Source organism: Nakamurella alba (assembly GCF_009707545.1).
GTDB lineage: Bacteria > Actinomycetota > Actinomycetes > Mycobacteriales > Nakamurellaceae > Nakamurella > Nakamurella alba.
Genome location: NZ_WLYK01000012.1, coordinates 1 through 20,715 on the forward strand (window position 1 = coordinate 1; position 20,715 = coordinate 20,715).

Genomic DNA, 20,715 nt, shown 5'->3' on the forward strand with positions numbered 1-20,715 from the left:
CTGCGATCTCGGTATCGAGACGGTTCCGGCGGGCCAGGGCGTGGGCCACCGCGTCGTAGGCATCGTCGAAGGCGATCAACACGCCACCACCGGTGGGCAGAAGATGTTCTTTGCGGACCCGCCGCAACCATGCGTCATGCCGTCCGGTCCAGGCGTCATTGTCGTAGATGTGTCCGTGTCGCAGCAGCAACTTCGACAACCGATGCCGCGCCGCCATCAACACCGTCCGGGTGTCTTCCCTGGCCCGGACCAGATCCCGCGCCGATTCCTGCGCCAGGGTCGCAATCGTGACCGCGACGATGTCGCCGTTGCGGGCCAGCCGGGCCAGCAACAACGCGTCCCTGCGGTCGGTCTTGACCCGGTCCCCGGACGGACGCAGCAACTTCGACGGCGCCGCGATCTGGCACACGTGCCCCGCCGCTTGCAGCGCCCGTGCCAACCCGTATCCGGTCGGGCCGGCCTCATAGGTCACCACCACCGGGCCGTGCCCGGCGGCGATCTCGTCCACGAAATCGACCACCCGCTCGGTCAACGGGGACACCACCCGCTCGATCAGTTCACCAGTCAGCGCGTCAATCACCGCCGCCCGCACCGACCGGGCATGAACATCCAGCCCGACACTCGTACGCTGTTCAATCACCGGGGCCTCCTATGCATGTCGGCACCAGCCAGCCACCCTGGCCGGTGATCCACGAATGCTGCATACGCGAGGCCCCGGCCTACACCGCCAAACGGCCCGCGTCCTACATAGGGTCTGACCTGCTGACCGACCCGTCAGCCTGCGGTGTTGGCGCTCGTCGCAGGCAGGCCGGCGGCCTCCCGGCGGATCTGCTCCAGGGCGTCGTTGAAACCCTGCGGTGTGCCGCTGGACCCCGCGAGCTTGCCGACCTCCAGCCCGTCGATGGGGCGGCCGACCACCACGCCGGGCACCGCAGCGGCGAACCGCCGCTGCAGGTCCAGCGAAGTGGGATCGGTGGCGTTCGGGGTCACGGTGACCTCAGAGACGACCCCGTCGTCCAGCGTCAGCTCGACGTCGATGCTCGACGGGAGCCCGCCGTACCAACCGGTGGCCGCGTAGTCACCGTCGCGGTAGTCCGACGTCGGCGTGGCCATCCCTGTCGAAATCGGCGGCACCTGCATCGGTGGCGTCCCGGCGCTCGAACTCCCGGTCCAGGAGGTGGCGGCCGCGGTCGGGACCTCCGTCGAGCAGGCACCGAGGGTGAGCCCGGCCGCGAGGACCAGCGGCCACCGCAGCCGGGTGATCGCGGAGCTCACCGGCGACGGGCCGCGGGCAGCAGCTCGTGCGCGCCGTAACTGTTGTCCTCGGGATTGATCGTCACCCCGGGCGGCACCAGCTCGTCGATCCGGTTCAGCACATCGTCGGTCAGCACGACATCCACGGCCGGCAGGTAGGACTCGAGCTGCTCCATGGTGCGCGGACCGACGATCGCCGAGGTGACACCGGGGTGCCGCAGCACGAACGCGATCGCCAGCTCGATCATCGGGATGCCCGCCTGGTCGGCGAGAACCGCCAGCTCCTCGACGATGTCGAGCTTGCGCTGGTTGGCCGGGCTGGACATGTCGAACCTCGCGGCCGGGCGCCGGGACGAGACCGGCGCGCCGCCGGTGCCCTTGCGGTACCGACCGGACAGCCACCCACCACCGATCGGGCTGTACACCAGCGTGCCCATCCCGTGCCGCAGCGTCGTCGGGAGGACGTCCTCCTCGATGCCACGCACCAGGATCGAGTAGGGCGGCTGCTCGGTGACGAAGCGCTCGAGTTTGCGATCGCGGGACGCCCACTGCGCCTCGACGATCTGCGATCCCGAGAAGGACGAGGAGCCGATGTACCGGACCTTGCCCTGCCGGACGAGATCGGTCAGGGCACCGAGGGTCTCCTCGACATCGACGCCCGGATCCGGCCGGTGGACCTGGTAGAGGTCGATGTGGTCGGTGCCGAGCCGGCGCAGCGAGTCCTCGACGGACCGCATGATCCAGCGGCGGGATCCGCCCCGGGTGTTCGGATCCTCGCCCATCGGCATGAAGAACTTCGTGGCCAGCACCACGTCGTCCCGCCGCCCGGCCAGGGCCGCGCCGACGATCTCCTCGGAGCCGCCCGCCGAGTAGACGTCGGCCGTGTCCACGAAGTTGATGCCCGCGTCGAGGGCGGCCCGGATGATCCGGACGGAGTCGTCCCGGTCCTCGTTGCCCCAGGGCCCGAACATCATGGCGCCCAGGCACAACGGGCTCACCTGGACCCCTGTACGTCCCAGTGGTCGGTACTGCATAGTGATGGTTCTCCTCAGTTCTCGGGGATGGTCCGCTCATAGCGGGACTGCATCGGGACGTCCGGGTCGGGGCCGCTGCGGGTACCGGAGTCGAGCCCGTCGAGGACGGCCAGATCCTCGGCGGTCAGCTCGAAGTCGAAGACGGCGAAGTTCTCCGCGATGCGGGCCGGGTTCACCGACTTCGGGATGGCCGAGCGCCCCTGCTGCAGGTGCCAGCGCAGCATCACCTGCGCGGGCGAGCGCCCGATCCGCTCGGCGATGCCGGCGATGGTCGGGTCGGCGAGCACGCTGCGCCGCTCCTCACCCCAGCCCGGATAGAAGGTGATGCCGCCGATCGGCGACCAGGCCTGGGTGATGATCCCGCGCTCGGCGTCGACCTGCTGCAGCGCGGCCTGGGTGAAGTAGGGGTGCAACTCGACCTGGTTGACCGTCGGGACCACCTGGGTCCGCTCCGCGAGCAGGTCCAGGTGCTGCGGGGTGAAGTTGCTGACGCCGATCGCCCGCACCCGGCCGTCGGCGAGCAGCTTCTCCAGAGCCTGGTAGGCGCCGACCGTCGTGTCGAAGCGGTCAGGTGCCGGCTGGTGCAGGATCAGCAGGTCGATCTGCTCGACACCCAGTTTGCGGACAGCCTTGTCAAAGCCGTGAAGGGTCGGCTCGTAGCCGTAGTCGGTGACCCAGATCTTGGTCTCGACGAAGATCTCCGAGCGGTCGATGCCGGAGCGCCGGATGCCCTCGCCGACCTGCCGCTCGTTGCCGTAGGCCGCCGCGGTGTCGATGTGCCGGTAGCCCAGGCGCAGCGCGGTGTCGACCGCGGCGGCGGTCTCCTCCGGTGGGCTCTGGAAGACTCCCAGCCCGAGCGTGGGCATGGTGACCCCGTTGTTCAGTGTGAGGTCCTCGATGACGGTGGGAGTGGTCGGTGCGTTCATGGGTCCCACGCTAGGTCCGGCCGGTGACGGCGACGAGGTACTGCCAGGGCCCCCCACGCGGGTCGGGGCGGCCGTACCGTTGAGGCATGGACAACAGGGCCGAGATCAGGGAGTTCCTCACCTCCCGCCGTGCCCGGCTGACCCCGCAGCAGGCCGGGCTGCCCGCGTACGGCGGCCGGCGACGGGTGACCGGGCTGCGCCGGGAGGAGGTCGCACTGCTCGCCGGTGTCAGCATCGACTACTACGTGCGGCTGGAACGCGGGAACCTCAGCGGCGCGTCGGAGAGCGTCCTGCACAGCCTGGCCGAGGCATTGCAACTGGACGAGGCCGAGCGCGAGCACCTGCAGGCGCTGGCCCGCAATTCCACGCACAGCACGGCGCGGTCCCGGACCACCGCGCCCACCGGGGTGGCCCGGAGCGTGCAGCAGGTGCTGGACGCGATCGGCGACGCCCCGGCCTGGGTGCGCAACGGCCGGCACGACATGCTCGCGATGAACGCGCTGGCCCGGGTGCTCTACGCACCGATGCTGACGCACACCGACCGGCCCAACACCGCACGGTTCCTGTACCTGGATCCGGCCTCGCAGGAGTTCTTCGTCGACTGGGAGCGGTCCGCGACCGACGTGGCCGCCCTGCTGCGCGCCGAGGCCGGGCGGAACCCGCACGACAAGAAGCTGATCGAGCTGATCGGCGAGCTGTCCACCCGCAGCGAGGTGTTCCGGACCCGTTGGGCCGCACACAATGTCAAGTTCCACCGGACCGGCCAGAAGCGCATCCACCACCCGGCGGTCGGCCGGCTCGACCTGGACTTCGAGGCGATGGAACTTCCGTCCCACCCCGGGCTCACGATGTTCGTCTACACCGCCGCGGTCGGCACGCCGACCGCCGACTCCCTGCGCATCCTCGGCAGTCTCGCCGCCGCCCAGCCGGTCACCCGCGTCGATCCCGTCGGCTGATCGACGATCCAGCCCTCGGCCCGGATGCTCAGTTGTTCTCCGGCAGTCCGCTGGTCCATTGCCGTTGACCGGCCGGTGGCCGCAACGCCAGTACATCTCCCAGCAGCTCCTCGTCGATCGGCGCCGTGAGCGCCTCGACGGCGGCGTGCAGGTGGTGCGGCTTGCCGGTGCCGACGACGGTGGTCGGCGCCCCGGAGCGTTGCAGGGAGTACTGGTTGGCCAGGACAGCGATGTCGACGCCACGCTTCTCGCAGAGATCGGCCATCGCCCGGACAGCCGCCTGCGCCGCAGCCGGCGCCGGGTGCGGGCGGTTCATCCGGGAGCCACCGGCAGTCAGCAGGCCGAGCGCCACCGCGGCGGCGTTCATCAGCCCGACACCGTGCGATGCCGCGAGCGGCACCAGCTCCGCGGTGAGGGCGTCGTCGAGCAGTGTCGCGTGGGCGTAGGTCAGGATCACGTCGAGGTCGGCCTCGCGAATCGCCCGCGCCATCAGCGGCAGCGGGTAGCCGGTGACGCCGATGGCCCGGCACAGGCCATCCGCGCGCAGCTGCCGCAACTCGGCGATCGAGTCCTCCAGCACCGGACCCCAGGCCACGAACTCGATGTCGTGCAGCTGCAGGATGTCCACGTGATCGGTGCGCAGCAGCCGCAGGCTGACCTGCAGGCTCCGCCGGATCCGCTCCGGCCGGAAGTCGAAGTCGTCGTCGGAGTACCGGCCGGCCTTGGTGGCCAGCACCACCCGGTCACGGCGCCCGCCGCCGAGCGCGACACCGAGCCGCTGCTCGGCACTGCCGTAGTACGGCGAGGTGTCGATCAGGGTGATGCCGAGGTCCAGTGCCTCGTGCACCACCCTGGTGGCCGCGACATCGTCCAACGGCCCGAACATCTCGCCGAGCGAACCGGTGCCGAGAGCCAGCGCCGACACCTCCAGCGGGCCCAGCAGTCGGTACAGCAACAGTTCTCCTCCCACAGCACCGACCGCGCCCGGGTGCTCGGGCGCGGTCGGTCGTCCTCATCCGTTCAGTGCTGGGTCACCGGCGTGTTCACCGGCTCCGGCTGACGGGTACGGGCCGAGCGAAGCCCGGCGCCGACCACGTTCATCACCGACAGGGCGGTCGCGAAGTCGGTGTCCATCGCCGAACCGGAACGCACACAGCGCAGGAACTCCTGGATCTCGGCGACGAAGGCCTCCGCGTACCCGGTCCCCACCCCGGCCCCAGCCATCGCCGCGACGTCGGCGAAGTACGGGTGGGCCGGGCCGGTGACGACGGTCCGCGGTCCGTTGTAGGCGCCGTCCGCGTCGTCGGTGAAGATGCGGAACTCGCCGGCCCGGATGGAGTCGAAGACGACATGGCCGCCGGTGCCGAACACCTCGACCCCGAGCGAGTTCGGCACACCGGAGGCGATCCGGCTGAGCGCGACCTGCCCGATCGCTCCGTTCTCGAGTTCGACGGTGAGCAGGGCGATGTCGTCGTTGCCCACCGGGCCCGTCGCTTCGCCGCCGCCCGATCCGTGCCCGATGGCACCGGCGACCGGCAGCGGCCGGGTGGTGTGCACGGTGGACAGCGTCGAGGAGAGCACGGTGCGGACCGGGCCGGCCACGTACTGCAGCGCATCGATGGCGTGGGCACCGATGTCCAGGATCGCACCGCCGCCGGACTGCTCCTGCGAGTACCGCCAGGACAGTGCCCCCGCAGGGTCGGCGGCGTAGTCGGCGTGGTACCAGGCGCGGACCGTGTGCACCTGGCCGATCCGGCCGGCGGTCACCGCATCGGCGACGGCCGCCATGCCGGGCAGCCGGCGGAACGAAAAACCGACGCCGGTGACGGCTGTCGTGCTGCCCGCCAGCTCGGCCAGCTGCTGCCCTTCCTCCGGGGTGCGGCCGATCGGCTTCTCCGCGAAGACGTGCTTGCCGGAGGCCAGTACCTTCGACAACACCTCTTGGTGCAGGAAGTTCGGCAGCGCGACGCTCACCACGTCGATCTCCGGATCGGCGAGGAAGGCGTCGATGTCGCCGGTGACGTCGGCGAAGCCGTAGCGGTCGGCGACGCTGCGGGCCAGCGTGGTGTTCGGGTCCACCACGGTGCGGAGTTGGACGTCGAGATCGGCGAGATCGGGTGCCATCTGGGCGTTCCGGTAGCCGAAGGCGTGCGCCTGGCCGGCCATCCCGGCCCCGATGAGCCCGACGCGGACTGGTGTCTTCATGATGCGGTCGCCGTGGTCCTTTCCTGGTCGTCCTTCAGGACGGTGTGCAGTTCGTGTTGCAGTGCTTCGAGTTCCGCGCCGCCGGCCATCTGCCGGGCGAGTTCGGGCATGGTGATCTCGCTCTTGGCGTGGTCACCGATCGTCCGGCCGCGTTGCAGCAGGACGAAGTGGTCGCTGACCGGGTAGGCGTGGTTCGGGTTGTGCGTGATGAAGATGACCCCGAGCCCGCGCTCCTTGGCCTGGACGATGTACCGGAGCACCACCCCGGCCTGGCGGACGCCGAGCGCGGAGGTCGGCTCGTCCAGGATCAGCACCCGGGCGCCGAAGTACACGGCACGGGCGATGGCGACGGACTGGCGCTCGCCGCCGGACATGGTGCCGATCGGCTGCTCAGGGTCACGCACCTGGATGCCCATCTTGCGCAGCTCGTCGTGGACGATCGCCTTGGCCTCCTTCGACTTCAGGAAGCCACGGGACGCGGGTTCGGAACCAAGGAAGAAGTTCCGCCAGATCGGCATCAGCGGCGCGACGGCGAGATCCTGGTACACGGTGGCGATCCCACGGGCGCGGGCGTCACGGGGCGAGGTGAAGTGCACCGCCTCACCGTCGACCAGGTACTCACCGGTGTCCGGCGGGTGCACCCCGGACAGGGTCTTGATGAAGGTCGACTTCCCGGCGCCGTTGTCGCCGAGCACGGCCGTCACCTCGCCGGAACGCACCGCACACGACACGTCCTGCAGCGCCTTGACCCTGCCGAACGACTTGGCGATGTTGCGGACCTCGAGCAGCGGGGTGGTCATGCCTTCCCTCCCTGGGCACGCTTCTTCAGGTACAGGTTGATGAGGACGGCGAGCAGCAGGATCGCGCCGAGGAAGAACTTGAAGAGCTCGCTCGGCAGCCCGGCCAGCGGCATGCCCTGTTGCACCATGCCGAAGATCAGTGCGCCGATCGACGCACCCAGCACCGATCCGGCTCCGCCGGTGAGCAGGCACCCGCCGATCACCGCGGCGATGATGAAGTTGAACTCCTGGCCGATGCCGGTGGTCACTGTGGCGGACGCGTACCGGATCACCGTGAGCTGGCCGACCAGCCAGGCGGCGAACGCGGTCCCCATGAACAGGCCGATCCGTACCCGGGCCACCGGGACGCCCATCGCCAGCGCACCGGCGGCATTGCCGCCGACGGCGGCGATCCAGTTGCCCGCCGTCGTCCGGGTGAGCAGCACGATGCCGATCACCGTGAGCACGATCCACCAGATCAGCGACACCTGGAAGCCGCCGGCCGAGGATCCGAAGACGGCCTTCGCGCTGTCGTAGCCGTTGTAGTCGGCGATCCCGGACACGGTGACCTGGTCGGTCACCCCGGTGGTGACGGCGTAGTTCAGGCCCCAGAGCATGAAGTAGGTGGCCAGCGTGATGATGAAGCTCGGCAGCTTGGTGCGGTGCACCAGGATCCCGTTGAGCAGGCCGACCACCAGCGCGAACGCCAGCGAGATCAGCATCCCGAACCAGACGTTGGTGTTGAGCTGGGTGGTCACCAGGGCGGTCACCAGACCGGTGGAGCCGATCAGCACGCCGGACGACAGGTCGAACTCGCCGCCGATCATCAGCAGGGCGACGGCCACCGCCATGATCCCCAGCGTCGCGGCCGGGTCGAGGAAGTTGCCGATGCCCTCACGGCTGGCGAAGGCCGGGGCGGCGATCGAGAAGCCGATGAAGATGATGATCGCGGCGGCGCCGGACCCGAACTCCGCCGACATGAAGAACCGGCGCAGTCGCCCGCTGGTGGCCAGCCGGTCGTCGACCTGGTCCAGCTGCTCGGGTCGGACCGGCGCCGATCCTGCCGGCCTCGAAGGGGTGTCGTGGACGGTCATGTCAGCGGGTCCCCTTGGACACCAGGTCCGAGACCGTGGCGACGTTGTCCTTGGTGATGAAGGCCGGGCCGGTGAGGACCGGCAGTCCGCCGCCGACCGTGTTGAGGTTGTCGTGGTAGAGCACCAGCATCGCAATCGGCAGGTAGCCCTGGAGATACTGCTGCTGGTCGACGGCGAACAGGATGTCGCCCGCCTCGATGGACTTCAGCACGTCCGCGTTGATGTCGAAGGTCCCGACCTTCGCCGAGCTGCCGGCGTCCTTGACGCCGGCCAACGCGGCCACCGCCACATCCGGGTTCAGCGACAGCACGCCGTCGATGCTCTTGTCCCCGAGCAACTTCGACTTCACCGTCGACTGGATGCCCTGGGGGTTCGCCAGGTCCACCTGCAGGTTCTCGACGGTGCCGCCGAAGGTCTCTGCCGCGCCCTTGCAGCGCTGCTCCAGCCCGATGTTGCCGGCCTCGTGGATCACGCAGATCAGCTTCGTGGCGCCGGCGTTCTTCAGCTCGGTACCCGCCCCCTCGCCGGCCACCGTCTCGGTCTGCCCGACGTGCCCGATCGCCCCGAACTCGGCCGAGACCTCGGCGCCGGAGTTGATCGTCACGAACGGGATGCCCTGGCTCGTCGCATTCTCCAGCGAGGCCTTCAGCGCATCCGGGTTGGCCATCGAGACCACCAGTCCGGTGGGCTTCTTCGCCAACGCGGCGTCGATCAGCTTCGCCTGGTTGGCACCCTCGACATCGCCGGTGATCTCGACGTTCACGCGGAACTGGGTGGCGGCATCTTCGGCGCCGCGCTTGACCACGTTCCAGAACGACCCGTCGGGGTTCCCGTGGATCACCACGGCGTAGTTCAGGTCCCGGATGGCCCCGGCGCCGCCGGCGGAGGCGGCCTCCGAGGTGGTGGCGGCCTTGCCGCCGGTACCGCAGCCGGCGAGCAGCACACCGGCCGCCGCCACGCCGATGACACGGAAGGTCCAGCTCTTCATCGAGTTGCTCCTGTGGGTGTGGAGGGGTCCGCCGGCGGTGCCGGCGGGAGGTCAGCGCATCCGGACCGGTGCGCCGCAGGTGGTGAGGTGCTGCCGGGTCCGGGTGGCGATCGGCAGCGGCACGTCGAACGAGGACACCGGGTAGAGGTCCTGTTCGACGATGGCGAAGGTGTCCGGCCGGATCCCGGCCATCAGGTCCAGGATCGGCGCGAAAGCCGGTGTCCCGCCAGGTGGTTCGGTCATGATGCCCTGCTGGACGGCGTCGGCGAACGGGATGTCGTTCTTCAGCACGTCCGCGAGCAGGCCGGGCGCCACCTGTTTGAGGTGCAGGTAGCCGATGCGCTCCGGGTAGGAGCGGATCAGCTCGACGCAGTCGCCCAGGTAGTAGGCGTAGTGGCCGGTGTCGAGGCAGAGGTTGGTGTACTCCGGGTCGGTGCCCTCCAGCAGCCGCACCACCTCCGCCCGGGTGCCGATCGGGCTCTCGGCGTGCGAGTGGAACTGCTGCGTGACGCCGAACTCCTCGAGCAGGGCCCGGCCGAGCCGGTCGTGACCCTTGAGGAAGGCCGACCACTCGTCGGCGGTGAACTCGCGCCGGCCGCGGACGGAGCCGTCCGGGCCGCGCTCCCACAGCTCCGGGATGACGATGACGTGGCGGGCGCCGAGGGCACTGCTCAGCCCGACCACCTGGCGGACCTGCCGCCAGGCATCGTCGAAGGCCTCGTCCCCGCGGTGCAGTCCGGTGAACACCGTCCCGCCGGAGAGTTCGAGATCCCTTGCGGTCAGCGCATCCTGCAGCTCCGCCGGGTCGGTCGGCAGATAGCCGTACGGGCCCAGCTCGATCCAGTGGTAGCCGGCCCGCTGCACCTCGTCGAGGAACCGGGTGGGCGGGGTCTGGGCCGGGTCGACCGGGTTCCACACGCCCCACGAGTCGGGTGCGGTGCCGATCCGCAGGCCCGGCGATCCGGCGACGGCGCCTGCCGTGCTGTCTGTCGTGTTCAAGAGCCGCTCTGCTCCTTCGGTACGTGGCCCGGGTCACTGCGACCGGGCTGCACAGAGCCTAGAGCGCTCTAGAGATTTGTCAAGACAAGCCTTGCGACGGTTCGGCCGGGCGTCAGCGGGGCGGAGCAGCGGTGGTCCCGCGGACCACCAGCGAGGGCGTGGTGCGCACCTCGTGCGGATCTGCGGCCGGGTCGGCAGCCCTGGCGATCGCCGCTTCGGCCGCCAGCCTCCCCAGACGACCGGCGTGCACGTCAACGGTGGTCAACGCGATCCCCGGCGGCCGCGAGGCCGAGGTGTTGTCGTACCCGACCACCGAGACATCCTCCGGTACACGGAGATTCCGCAGGTGCAGGGCATCCAGCACGCCGAGTGCCGTCTGGTCGTTGTGCGCGAAGATCGCGGTCGGCGGGGCGGCACCGTCCAGCACCGGCGCGATGGCCTTCGCCGCCTCGGTGCGCGAGTAGTCCGAGACTACGACGCGGGGCTTGGCACCCGCCTGCTTCATCGCCCGCATGTAGCCCTCGCGCCGCCCGCCGTACCCGTCCGACCGCGGCGACGCGAGGTGCACGATCCGCCGGTGCCCCAGGCCGAGCAGGTGATCGATCGCCAGCCCGGCACCGAGAACGTTGTCGGAGAGCACGTTGTCGGCCTCGGGCACCTCACGCATCACGCTGACCAGCTTCAGGCTGCGGCGGTACGGTGCCAGCTCGTCGTCGGACAGCAGCAGGCCGGCGGCGATCACCACATCGACCCGGGCACGCACCAGCAGGTCGAGCGCGGGCCGATCCAGGTTCCCGCCGATCGAGCCGACGGTGAGCAGCAACTCCCGGCCGGCCGGGCCGGCGACCTCCCGGATCCCGTCGTGCACATCGGCGAACAGTTCGTTGTGCAGGTCCAGCAGGAAGACCCCCAGCGTGCTGGTCCCCCTGCTGGCCAGCGTGGCGGCCGCGGAGTTCGGCTGGTAGTTCATCCGACCGGCCACCGCCAGGATGTGGTCCCGGGTCGCCTCGTTCACCCCGTAGGCGCCCCGGAAGGCCAGGGACACCAGCGAACGCGAGACCCCTGCCTCGCGGGCGACGTCCTCCATGGTGACCTTCATCCGCCGATCCTCCCAGAGCGTCGTCGGTCCGGGCCCGCGGACCGTCGGTCCCGAGCACCTCTTGCCGCAAAGTCTAGAGCGCTCTAGTCTTCCGTGCATGCCGATGCCCCCACTCCCGATCGCGCCGCTGCCGGCTCCCGCCGGCACCCGGATCGCGGTCCACCACCTCGGGGACGGCGGCCTCGACGCTCCGTCCGCGATCCCCCGCCACCACGCGCTGGCCGGCGTCCTTGACGCGGTGATCCGCTCCGGTGGGGTGCGGGCCGGCCAGCAGCTGCCCGCCGAGTGGCAGATCGCCGACCACTTCCACCTCAGCGTGCCGACGGTCCGCCGGGCGCTGCGCACTCTCGCCGACGCCGGCCGGATCAGCCGACTGCACGGGCGGGGCACCTTCGTGGCCTGAGGGCGACGGCACACCAGGGGATCCGAAACGACTACCCGGCGAGTGCGGTGGCGAGTCGCCGCATCGCCCGGGCGAGGGTCCGGCTCACCTGCATCTGGCTGGTGAGAAGCTCCCGTGCGACGGCGGACTGGGTCAGACCGTCCCAGTAGTACAGGGAGATGACCTGCCGCTCCAGTTCGCTCAGGGTGGCCCAGGCCCGCGCCAGGTCCGCCCGGACCTCCGCGCGGTCGAGGTCCCGATCCGGCGCCGCACCGGCCCGGGCCGTGACCGCCGGGTGATCGATCGGCGCCGGGTTGCAGATGCCGTACGACCGCGCGCACTCGAGCACCTGTGCGAGCGGAAGGCCGCTGTGCTCGGCGATCTCGGCCGGACCGGGCATCCGGTTCCGCAGCGCGAGCAGTTCCTGGCGGGACCGCCGGACCAGGTCGTCGGCAAGCTGGGTCGTCCGGGGGCGGCGGATCACCGTCAGGTGGTCCCGGAACCACCGTTTCACGGTGCCCTCCATGGTCGGGACCGCGTAGCCGAGGAATCCCGGCGACCTGGCGGGATCCCATCGTCGTAATGCCTCGACCAGGCCCAACCGGGCCTGCTGCTCCAGGTCCTCCAGCGGCGCGCCCCGGTGCGCGAACCGGCGCGCGACCCACGCCGCCACATCCAGATACTCCTGCACCACCAGGTTCTCGATCCGCCGGACCTCCCACGGGCTCCCGCTCTCGCGGACCGAGACCAGTTCCGCCAACAGCTCCGCGCCGAGTCCGCTCCGTCGTTCCGCCATCGTCACCTCTCCCTCGGATCCGGACCTGCACCACGGACCTGACGAACTGACCCTGCACCGTCGACAACACGTCGACGGTGCAGGGTCGGCCGTCGGCGATCAGTCGGACGACGTCGCGGCCACCGCCTCCAGGACCACGTCGACCACCTGCTGCGGGTGGGCGAGCATGACCAGGTGCGAGGAGTCGATCTCGGTCACCTTCATGCCGGCCCGCTCGTAGCCGAAGCGCTCGACGTCGGGGTTGATGGTGTGGTCCGCGGACGACACCGTTCCCCAGGACGGCCGCGTCTTCCAGGCCGCCGCCGGTGCGGTCTCACCGAAGGCCAGGGCCGCGAGCGGCCGCTGCGAGTGCGCCAGGATGCGTGCCAACGACGGGTCCACGTCGTGCGCGAAGATCGCCGGGAACCGGGCGATGTCGACGGACACGTCGGTCCCGTCCTCCTGGCCCGGGACCGGGAACGGCGTGTACACCAGGGCAGAGGCGAGATCGGAATCAGGGAAACGACCCTGCAGCTCACCCAGGCTCTCCCCCTCCTCGAGTGCGTACCCGGCCAGGTAGACCAGGCCGACCACGTTGTCCGTCGTGCCGGCGACGGTGATCACCGCACCGCCGTACGAATGGCCGACCAGCAGCACCGGGCCGGGGATCTGCGCGACGACCGAACTGATGTAGGCGGAGTCGCCGAGCAGGCTCCGGTTCGGCACGGCCGGTGCGAGGACGTCGACTCCGGCGTCCAGCAGCAGCGGGATGACGGCGGCGAAGCTCGAGGCGTCGGCGAAGGCGCCGTGGACGAGAACAACGGTAGGCTTTGGCATCTGGATCGGTCCTGTCGGTAGGTCGGAGGTAGGAGGTAGGAGGGAAGTCGGGAACTGTCAGGGGGAAAGGACGCGGTGGAAGGGCTCAGTGGAGGGCGTCGCGGAGGAAGAGTCCGCCCTGCGCCGTCGCGGCCCGGGCGGCATGGGTGTCGCGCATCGCGTCGACCATCACGAAGTCGTGGACGATGCCCTGGTAGCGGACGGCGGTGGTCGGGACCCCGGCGGCCCTGAGCTTGGCCGCGTAGGCCTCGCCCTCGTCGCGCAGCACGTCGGCCTCACCGACGACGACAAGGGCGGGCGGAAGTCCGGCGAGGTCCTCGGTCGTGGCGCGCAGCGGGGAGCAGGTGATCTCGTCCCGTTGGGCGTCGTCGGTCGTGTACTGGTTCCAGAACCACTGCATGGCATCCCTGCGCAGCCAGTAGCCGGTGCCGAACTGGTGGTAGGAGTCGGTGTCGAAGGCCGCGTCGGTGACCGGGTAGTACAGCAGCTGCGCCGCGAGCACGGGGCCGGACCGCTGCTTGGCCATGATCGTCACCGCGGCGGACATGTTGCCGCCCACCGAGTCCCCGGCGATCGCGATGCGTTCGGGGTCGAGGCCGTGGTCCGCACCGTGGGCGGCGATCCACTCGAGGGCGGCGTAGGCCTGCTCGATGGCCACCGGGTAGCGGGCCTCCGGTGAGCGGTCGTAGTTGACGAAGACCGCGGCGGCGCCGGCCCGGGTCGCCAGTTCGCGGACCAGTCGGTCGTGGGTCCCCAGGTCGCCGAACACCCACCCGGCACCATGGATGTACAGGATCACCGGCAGTGGTCCGGTGAGGCCGGCCGGGATGATGATGTCCAGGGACAGTGTGCCGGTCGGACCGCCGTCGGCGGTGACCGGGGTGACCGTCGCATCGGGACGCGGGGTCGGGCCGGACTGCACGCCGTCGACGGTCCGGCGACCGTCCTCGATGGCCAGGTCGAACAGGTAGGGCGGGGCGGCGGTGTCGTCGCAGAACTGCTGCGCCGCCGCTTCCAGGACTGGTGTCGGGTAGTTCACGCGCACTCCTCGGAGCCGGTGGATCGGGACCAGCAGAGCCTGTCCCCGATCCGGTGGCGTGTCGTCCGTCGAACGACTGCACCCCGGACATCAGCTGCCCGTGCCTGTCTCCTCACCGGTCCGCAGGGCGCCCGCCAACTGGGTCCGCCGGCCGACACCCAGCGCGACGAAGGCCCTGGAGAGGTGGGTGGACACGGTGCGCACCGACAGTCCGAGGTTCTCCGCGATCTGTTCGTTGGTCCACCCGCTGGCGGCGAGCTCCGCGACCCGGCGCTGTTGCGCGGTCAACCGCGGGTCCCCCTGCCGCGCCGACACCGGCGCGCCCACGGCCCGTCCGTCGTCGGCCGCCCGTCCGGCCCACGCGTCGAGACCCATCACGGTGTAGGCGTCGTGGGCCGCGGCATACATCTCCCTTGCCTCGCGAGGCCGTCGCCGCATCCGGAGCCATCCGGCATAGTCCGCGGTCGCGTGGGCACGCTCCAGGGGCCACTGTCCGCCCCCGGGATCCAGCAGGGCGAGACGGAAGTGGTGCTCCGCATCCGGTGTCGGATCGATCAACGCCCGGGCCCGGTGGTGCACCAGTCGCGTGCGCAGCGACGGCCCCGATCCCGGTGGCTCGTGCCGCTCCCCGCCACCGGGGGCGACGATGCCGACCAGCTCCTCGAGGTGTCCTGCACCTCGACCCGCGGCGGCAAGGTCACCGAGCACCAGCGCCTCCGCGCCCCGACCGCCCGCACGGTCCTTCCCCACCAGCGGCCGCAGCTGCCGCCATGCGGACTCCTGGTCACCGGCGACGGAGGCGAAAGCGGCACGGGCGCGACGGATCCGGGCGGCCAGCACGGGTTCGCGGCGCGGGTCGATGGCTGACGCCAACGTCCGGAGCGCGGCGTCGGCGGCCCGGTCGCCGCGGAGTGCGCCGACCGAGGCGCGGACGATCCGGGCCTCGCCGGACCAGACCGGGAGGCCGTGCGGACCGGCGGGCAGGAGGCAATCGGCGAATCGACCCGCATCGAACAGTGCCCACGGCAGGGTCCGGCGGCACAGGTCCGCCCATGGGTCGTCGTCCTCGGGTCGCCCGGCGCCGCCACGTCCGAGCAGCACGATCGCGTCCCGGGTGCGGTCCAGCACAAGGGCGGCCAGCCCGGCCAGCCCGTCCGTCCGGCGCGCCGCGCGGTCGGCGGCCGGCACCTCCAGACGCTCCCGGACCCTGCTCTCCGCCTCAGTCCGCCATCGGTCGGCATCCGCGATCGCCCCGGCCCAGAAGGCAGCTTCGGCGGGGTCGAGCCCGCCGGGTGCGGGTCCGATGCCGACATGTGGCCCCGCACCGAGTCGCTCGGCAGCCGCGCGCAGGGCGGACCCGGCCGCCTCGTCGTCGTGGGTCAGCACCCGCCGGACGGCGGTGAGCAGGACGTCCAGCGGATGCGGTCCGACGAGCGCGCCACCGGCCAACGGTCGCTCCTGCCCCGCCCACTCCTTCGCCAGCGCGCGCCGGCGATCGGCCTGGGCGGGCGCAGCACTGACCTGCGCAGCCCCCAGCAGAGCTGCGATGCCGTCGACGATGTCGAGCCGGAGCGCGAGCGTGTCGAGGTGCCGTGCGGCGACCTCGTCGGTGAGGTCGCCGGCCATCGCGCTCTGCCATGCCGCTGCCGCAGGATCGACATCGGCGAGCCGCTCGGCCAGCCGGCGACGCAGACGACGGATCTCGTGCGGTTGCATGTCCGCCAGGACCGCAGCTCCGGCCGCCCGGCTCGGCATGCAGTTCGCGGGCGAGAAAAGTTCCAGCACAACGGGATCGACCGAGTCCTGCGCACCCTGCGGCTCAGCGCCGCGAGGTCCCGGGTGGTCGGACAGGGCGGCCCGCTCGCGGACCGCGTCCCGGTCCTTGTCCGGCACGCCGTCCAGCGCGCGGCGGTAGGAGGCGATCAGCCGATGTGTCGGGGCCGGCAGCTGCGGCAGATCACCGCTGCCGGACCGCAGCGCAGCCACGTATTCGTGCAGTGCCAACGGATTTCCGGCCGCCGCCTCGAGGACCAGCCGTCGTAACAGCCCTTCGGGTGCACCGGGCAGTGCGTCCAGCAGGGCCGCGGACCGGCTCTCGTCGAGCGGCCCGAGGTGGTACTCCTCGCGGTCCTGGCGGCTCCTCCGGGCAACGAGCACCATCAGGACGTTCCGTGTCGGGAGCTGTTGTTCGATCTCCGCCAGCACCCCTGTGGACCAGGGATCGAGATCGTCGGCGTCGTCGACCGCGACCACCTGCAGCACGGTACGGGCCGCAGTCGCGATCGCGACGGTCAGGGATCGGGCGATCACCGCGGCAGGCACCTCACCCGTCGGTCGGACCACCCCGAGTTCGGCGAACAGGGCATCGATCACGGCCGCCGGCCCGCCGGCACCCGGCGGCATGCCGACCGCCGTCACCCCGGCGCCCGACCGGCGGGCCGCACGGAGCAGGGCGTGCAGCACGGCGCTGCGACCGGAGCCGGGGCCACCGGTGATCCTGACGACCCGACTCCGTTCTGCCGCTGATCCCGGGAGCTCGGCCAGGCGGGCGAGCAACGTCTCCCTGCCGATCAGCGACGACGTCGTGCCCGACCACGGCGGCGCGTTCACCCCGTACCGGCGCAGGGTTGGGATTGCAGAGCAGGAACGGCACCGAGGTGGCCGGCGAGGAAGTCCGCCACCTGTGTCCGGGCGGACCGGGAGATGACCGACGGACGGAGCGCGTCGAGCACCAGGAAGTCATGCACCGCCGCGAGATACCTGACGGCGGTGACCGGAGCACCGGCCTGCCGGAGGCGAGAGGCGAAGTCCTCGGCGCGATCCCGGTTCACATCGCACTCTGCGGTGATCAGCAGGATCGGCGGGAGGCCGGACCGGGGGCGCATGGCGGCCATCGGGTCGCAGGACGGATCGTCCCGGTCCGAGGGGCGCGGTGCGTACTGCTGCCAGAGGTGGCGCACGTCCCGCAGGCGGAGGCCGAAGCCGTCGGCGAAGTCCGTGGCCGACCTGTCGTCGGGTGCAGGCCTTGCCAACGGGTGGACCAGCACCGCGCACCGGATCACCTCCGGCAGCACCGGACCGTCCCACGAGAGGAGGGCAGCGGCAGCCAGTGTCGCCCCGGCGCAGTCTCCGACCAGCGCCACCGCCTCGGTACCGAGCTCACCAGCCCCCTTCCCGGCCACCCAGTCGATCACATCCGAGACCTGATGCAGCGCAACGGGATAACGATACTCCGGAGCGTTGGCGTACTCCGGCACCACCACGGTTGCGCCGGTGCCCGCGGCGATCTCGGCAGCGAAGGCTGCGTGCGTGTGGTGGCCGCCCATGACCCAGCCGCCCCCGTGCAGGTACACGACGACCGCGCCCGGCGTCGTCCCCGGCAGCACGGCGCAGGGGACGGTCGCTCCGCCGCGGACCGGCACGTCCAGCCGGCGCACCTCACCACCGACCGGCGCCTGCATCTGGGCGAGCGCCGCCCGTCCGTCGCTCACGCCCACCTCGTACAGGTGCGGCGGTCGGGCCGCCCCCGCGACGAACTCGGCGGTCACGTCGTCCAGGGCGACGACACCGGCACCCGTCCGCCGTCGTGGCATCACGGCGACTCCTCCGCCTCGACGATCGCGGCGAGCTGGGACCGGTGTGTGACACCGAGTTTCGGGAACGACCGGTAGAGGTGCGACCCGACGGTGCGGGTGGACAGGAAGAGTCGCTCGGCGATCTCGGCATTGCTGAGGCCGCCGGCGGCCAGCCGCACGATGGCCTGCTGTTGGTCGGTGAGCTGGGCCAGCCCGCCCCGGGGCACCACGTCCGGACTCCGATCGCCCGCCGCCCGCATCCGGCCCGGGAGCGTGGCCCGCCAGGCGTCCGCACCGACGTCCTCGAGCTGGGATGCCGCCTCCTGCAGCACTTTCCGCTCCTCACGGGGACTTCTCGCGCGGTGCAGGCATCCGGCGAGATCCAGCAGGGAGAGCCCACGTTCCAGCGGCCACTCCGCGGCAGCCGGGTCGTCGACGATCACCCGCAGCCGACGAGCACCATCGGCCGGGTCGTCGGACAGCACAGCGGCGGCCCGTTCCAGCAGCAGCCGGGAACGCCGGGAGACCCAACGACCTGACTGCGTGAGCCGGTCCAGGACCATCCGAGCGGTCTCCTGTTCCCCGACCTCGACCGCTGCGGAACACAAATCGGCGACCGCCAGGGCGCCGACATGCCGGTGGAGTGCGACGCCGTCCGCCGCGTACAGGCCGCGCAGGAGTGTCCACGCCCGGCGTGGGTCGCCGGCGGCCGCCGCGGCCCGCCCTTCCGCCCACCGCAACTGCGACCGGACCGCCATCGTCCCGGACCGTTCGGCAGCAGCCCGGCCGACCACGATGTCCTCGTCCGGGCCGCCCCGCAGTATCGCCACGATCGCCAGTTGGACGGTGGCCACCGCGGTCACCATCGGAACCCGCAGGTACTCGTTGAGCTGCAACGACAACAGGGCGTTGTGCTCGGCAGCAGTCAGCCGGGCAGCGTCCAGGTAGGCCCAGCCCACGGCAGCGAAGGTGGACAGTGCCGGGTTGAAGGCCACGCCGCGGGCCAGAAGGTCCCGGGGTGGCTCGAGATGGGCGATGGACAAGGACGTCTCGTCGAGGACCAGGCAACACGCCCCGAGATTGGCGGCCCCCATGAACGAATCGTGGTCGACGACAACAGGTCGTGGAGCGGTGTGCAGGACCTCGGCCAGGATCTCGTCGCTCGGCAGCGCCATCGACAGCGGCCACAGAATGCCCGGCGGGATCCCCGTCACCAGCTGCCGGACCGCGCCGCAGGCCCGGGCGAACCGTTCGAGGTCGTGTCGGTCGCCGGTCGAGTAGGCGGGCAGCGCCCCCGTGCCCAGGAAGAGGATCGCCAGGATCGGGTCACCCAGGTCGACCTGCTCGGCCACCGGCATCAGCACCTCGAGAGCGGCGGACGGCCGGTCGTCCATCATGTGCAACCAGCCGAGCAGTGCAGCGACCCGGATCCGGATGTCCGGGAAGGGGGTGGTGGTGACCTCGTCGGCGATGAGGTCCGCGACCCAGGCGACCTGGCCGACGGAGCCGGCGAGTTCGGCCGCCCGCAGCCGCCGGATCGCCGTCTCGCGAGCATCCGCCGTCAGTGCGACCGCACGCTCCAGCACCGACGCGGCGGTCATCGCGTCGCCGGCCGCGAGCACCTCCTCGGCGTACTTCCCGAGGTCCTCGGCCAGCAGCGGGTCCTTCCCGGTCGTCGCAGCCGCACGATGCCAGGACGCGAGTCCGGGTTCCGTCGAGGCCGCGGCGGCCAGCACCAGATGCGCCTCGCGGCGGTCCGCCGCCGGAGCCTTCTCGTAGACGGCCAACCCCATCAAGGGATGGCAGAAGCGCACCAGTCCCGCGGACACGGTAACGATTCCTGCTGCTTCTGCCGGATCCCAGTCGTCCCGCCGGATGCCGACCTCGGGTGCGTGGAGCACCTGCTGCCTGGTCTCTCCCGCCGCGGCCAGCAGCAGGGCGCGCCGCGTCCGGTCGGGCAGACCTGCGGCCGAGGCGCCGAAGACGTCGCCCAACAGCTCGCCCAGCGCCACCCGCCCACCTGAAGGGTCCTGCAGAACAACGGTGTTCGCCGGACGCCGGCCGAGTTCGACAAGAGCGAGGGGGTTGCCACCGGCGGTACGGAGCAGTTCCAGCCGCCGACGGCCGGTCGGGGGCTCGGGGAGCTCGTCGAGCACTCGGCCGGCATCGGGCTCATCAAGGGCGGCGAGTTCGATCTCGATCGCATCCGGGACCGGCTCGGGCACGCGCCCGCGGACGGCGAGCACCGTGACGGCATGGGCCGGGACCACCCGACCGGCGCCGGCCAGCAGCACCGCTGTGGATCCCGGATCGACCTCGTGCAGGTCGTCGATCAGCAGCAGCAGCGGTTCTTCCTGCCCGACCATCTCCATCAACGAGGCGACGGCGGCTCGGAGCTTTCCCTGGTCGACGCCGCCGGCCCGGCCACCGGAGGCGATGCGGACGAGTACGTCGCGGTGCAGCGGCGCCAGCGGGAGCGCATCGGACAGAAGCGCACCGATCAGTCCGGCCACCAGACCGAAAGGCACCAGGCCCAGGGCACGGTTCCCCTGGAACCTCAGCACCCGCCGTCCCGGGACCTGTGCGGCCAGCGCATCCAGCAGAGCGGACTTGCCGATGCCGGCGGGGCCACCCACCACGGCAAGGGATTCTCCGACGTACGTCCCGTCGGTCATCCCCACCAGCCGGGACAGTTCCAGGTCGCGGCCGAGGAGGCGTGGCTGTCCGGAGGCACCCACCCTGTCCGGCCGTGTCATCCACTGATCATAGGAAT

General features: G+C 71.1%; 19 protein-coding genes. 2 read left to right on the top strand and 17 right to left on the bottom strand.

Annotation, left to right across the window (positions count from 1 at the left end; all coding sequences use genetic code 11):
• The 4 genes from GIS00_RS23385 to GIS00_RS23400 all read right to left on the bottom strand — a co-directional run.
• On the bottom strand, window positions 1-592 hold a 592-nt coding region (locus tag GIS00_RS23385; protein ID WP_196073424.1), incomplete at its 3' end, for an IS110 family transposase.
• 182 nt (window positions 593-774) lie between these two features.
• Window positions 775-1,275, bottom strand: coding sequence for a hypothetical protein (locus GIS00_RS23390; RefSeq protein WP_230314067.1), 501 nt, complete (start codon window positions 1,273-1,275; stop codon window positions 775-777).
• Window positions 1,272-2,288 (bottom strand): aldo/keto reductase, encoded by a 1,017-nt coding sequence (locus tag GIS00_RS23395; protein ID WP_154770894.1) that lies wholly within the window; start codon window positions 2,286-2,288, stop codon window positions 1,272-1,274. Before GIS00_RS23395 ends, GIS00_RS23390 begins: the two co-directional genes overlap by 4 nt.
• A 14-nt stretch (window positions 2,289-2,302) precedes the next feature.
• Window positions 2,303-3,214, bottom strand: a complete 912-nt coding sequence (locus GIS00_RS23400; RefSeq protein WP_154770895.1) for an aldo/keto reductase — start codon at window positions 3,212-3,214, stop codon at window positions 2,303-2,305.
• Window positions 3,215-3,300: 86 nt separating this feature from the next.
• Here GIS00_RS23400 and GIS00_RS23405 point away from each other — a divergent pair, with 86 nt between their 5' ends.
• Window positions 3,301-4,170, top strand: coding sequence for a helix-turn-helix transcriptional regulator (locus GIS00_RS23405; RefSeq protein WP_154770896.1), 870 nt, complete (start codon window positions 3,301-3,303; stop codon window positions 4,168-4,170).
• A 28-nt stretch (window positions 4,171-4,198) separates the two neighbouring features.
• On the opposite strand, the gene GIS00_RS23410 is transcribed toward GIS00_RS23405, so the two are convergent.
• The 7 genes from GIS00_RS23410 to GIS00_RS23440 form a co-directional block, all read right to left on the bottom strand.
• Entirely contained in the window at window positions 4,199-5,125 is a 927-nt protein-coding gene (locus GIS00_RS23410) for an aldo/keto reductase (RefSeq protein ID WP_154770897.1), read from the bottom strand.
• A gap of 65 nt (window positions 5,126-5,190) precedes the next feature.
• Complete coding sequence (locus GIS00_RS23415; protein WP_154770898.1) at window positions 5,191-6,375, bottom strand: Gfo/Idh/MocA family protein; 1,185 nt, start codon at window positions 6,373-6,375, stop codon at window positions 5,191-5,193.
• The gene (locus GIS00_RS23420; protein WP_154770899.1) at window positions 6,372-7,175 is read right to left on the bottom strand and encodes an ATP-binding cassette domain-containing protein; all 804 of its coding nucleotides are present in this window, start codon (window positions 7,173-7,175) and stop codon (window positions 6,372-6,374) included. Before GIS00_RS23420 ends, GIS00_RS23415 begins: the two co-directional genes overlap by 4 nt.
• A complete protein-coding gene (locus GIS00_RS23425; RefSeq protein WP_407666918.1) occupies window positions 7,172-8,134 on the bottom strand; it encodes an ABC transporter permease in 963 nt (320 codons plus the stop codon). Before GIS00_RS23425 ends, GIS00_RS23420 begins: the two co-directional genes overlap by 4 nt.
• Before the next feature lie 115 nt (window positions 8,135-8,249).
• A complete protein-coding gene (locus GIS00_RS23430; protein WP_154770901.1) occupies window positions 8,250-9,236 on the bottom strand; it encodes a sugar ABC transporter substrate-binding protein in 987 nt (328 codons plus the stop codon).
• Window positions 9,237-9,287: 51 nt separating this feature from the next.
• Window positions 9,288-10,235, bottom strand: coding sequence for a sugar phosphate isomerase/epimerase family protein (locus GIS00_RS23435; protein WP_154770902.1), 948 nt, complete (start codon window positions 10,233-10,235; stop codon window positions 9,288-9,290).
• Between the two features lie 112 nt (window positions 10,236-10,347).
• The gene (locus GIS00_RS23440) at window positions 10,348-11,334 is read right to left on the bottom strand and encodes a LacI family DNA-binding transcriptional regulator (RefSeq protein ID WP_154770903.1); all 987 of its coding nucleotides are present in this window, start codon (window positions 11,332-11,334) and stop codon (window positions 10,348-10,350) included.
• A 97-nt stretch (window positions 11,335-11,431) separates the two neighbouring features.
• On the opposite strand from GIS00_RS23440, the gene GIS00_RS23445 reads away from it, so the two are divergent.
• Window positions 11,432-11,737, top strand: coding sequence for a GntR family transcriptional regulator (locus GIS00_RS23445; RefSeq protein WP_196073425.1), 306 nt, complete (start codon window positions 11,432-11,434; stop codon window positions 11,735-11,737).
• Window positions 11,738-11,768: 31 nt separating this feature from the next.
• Here the strand turns inward: GIS00_RS23445 and GIS00_RS23450 are convergent, their stop codons facing one another.
• The 6 genes from GIS00_RS23450 to GIS00_RS23475 all read right to left on the bottom strand — a co-directional run bounded on the left by GIS00_RS23450 (window position 11,769) and on the right by GIS00_RS23475 (window position 20,698).
• Complete coding sequence (locus tag GIS00_RS23450) at window positions 11,769-12,512, bottom strand: sigma-70 family RNA polymerase sigma factor (RefSeq protein WP_154770905.1); 744 nt, start codon at window positions 12,510-12,512, stop codon at window positions 11,769-11,771.
• 99 nt (window positions 12,513-12,611) lie between these two features.
• Window positions 12,612-13,328, bottom strand: a complete 717-nt coding sequence (locus GIS00_RS23455; protein WP_154770906.1) for an alpha/beta hydrolase — start codon at window positions 13,326-13,328, stop codon at window positions 12,612-12,614.
• Between the two features lie 85 nt (window positions 13,329-13,413).
• Entirely contained in the window at window positions 13,414-14,367 is a 954-nt protein-coding gene (locus tag GIS00_RS23460) for an alpha/beta hydrolase (RefSeq protein WP_322098359.1), read from the bottom strand.
• Window positions 14,368-14,457: 90 nt separating this feature from the next.
• Window positions 14,458-16,977: a LuxR C-terminal-related transcriptional regulator gene (locus GIS00_RS29160; protein ID WP_154770908.1), complete on the bottom strand. Its 2,520-nt coding sequence runs from the start codon at window positions 16,975-16,977 to the stop codon at window positions 14,458-14,460.
• Window positions 16,974-17,960, bottom strand: coding sequence for an alpha/beta hydrolase fold domain-containing protein (locus GIS00_RS23470; RefSeq protein ID WP_154770909.1), 987 nt, complete (start codon window positions 17,958-17,960; stop codon window positions 16,974-16,976). The genes GIS00_RS29160 and GIS00_RS23470 overlap by 4 nt, the downstream gene beginning before the upstream one ends.
• A complete protein-coding gene (locus tag GIS00_RS23475) occupies window positions 17,960-20,698 on the bottom strand; it encodes an AAA family ATPase (RefSeq protein WP_154770910.1) in 2,739 nt (912 codons plus the stop codon). Before GIS00_RS23475 ends, GIS00_RS23470 begins: the two co-directional genes overlap by 1 nt.
• Window positions 20,699-20,715 lie beyond the last annotated feature (17 nt).

What these genes read in the sequence shown, in the direction of transcription:
- GIS00_RS23395 (WP_154770894.1), bottom strand. Translation starts at nt 2,288, where the DNA reads ATGCAGTACCGACCACTGGGACGTACAGGGGTCCAGGTGAGCCCGTTG.
- GIS00_RS23400 (WP_154770895.1), bottom strand. Translation starts at nt 3,214, where the DNA reads ATGAACGCACCGACCACTCCCACCGTCATCGAGGACCTCACACTGAAC.
- GIS00_RS23405 (WP_154770896.1), top strand. Translation starts at nt 3,301, where the DNA reads ATGGACAACAGGGCCGAGATCAGGGAGTTCCTCACCTCCCGCCGTGCC.
- GIS00_RS23415 (WP_154770898.1), bottom strand. Translation starts at nt 6,375, where the DNA reads ATGAAGACACCAGTCCGCGTCGGGCTCATCGGGGCCGGGATGGCCGGC.
- GIS00_RS23420 (WP_154770899.1), bottom strand. Translation starts at nt 7,175, where the DNA reads ATGACCACCCCGCTGCTCGAGGTCCGCAACATCGCCAAGTCGTTCGGC.
- GIS00_RS23425 (WP_407666918.1), bottom strand. Translation starts at nt 8,134, where the DNA reads ATGTCGGCGGAGTTCGGGTCCGGCGCCGCCGCGATCATCATCTTCATC.
- GIS00_RS23430 (WP_154770901.1), bottom strand. Translation starts at nt 9,236, where the DNA reads ATGAAGAGCTGGACCTTCCGTGTCATCGGCGTGGCGGCGGCCGGTGTG.
- GIS00_RS23440 (WP_154770903.1), bottom strand. Translation starts at nt 11,334, where the DNA reads ATGAAGGTCACCATGGAGGACGTCGCCCGCGAGGCAGGGGTCTCGCGT.
- GIS00_RS23445 (WP_196073425.1), top strand. Translation starts at nt 11,432, where the DNA reads ATGCCGATGCCCCCACTCCCGATCGCGCCGCTGCCGGCTCCCGCCGGC.
- GIS00_RS23450 (WP_154770905.1), bottom strand. Translation starts at nt 12,512, where the DNA reads ATGGCGGAACGACGGAGCGGACTCGGCGCGGAGCTGTTGGCGGAACTG.
- GIS00_RS23455 (WP_154770906.1), bottom strand. Translation starts at nt 13,328, where the DNA reads ATGCCAAAGCCTACCGTTGTTCTCGTCCACGGCGCCTTCGCCGACGCC.
- GIS00_RS23470 (WP_154770909.1), bottom strand. Translation starts at nt 17,960, where the DNA reads ATGCCACGACGGCGGACGGGTGCCGGTGTCGTCGCCCTGGACGACGTG.
- GIS00_RS23475 (WP_154770910.1), bottom strand. Translation starts at nt 20,698, where the DNA reads ATGACACGGCCGGACAGGGTGGGTGCCTCCGGACAGCCACGCCTCCTC.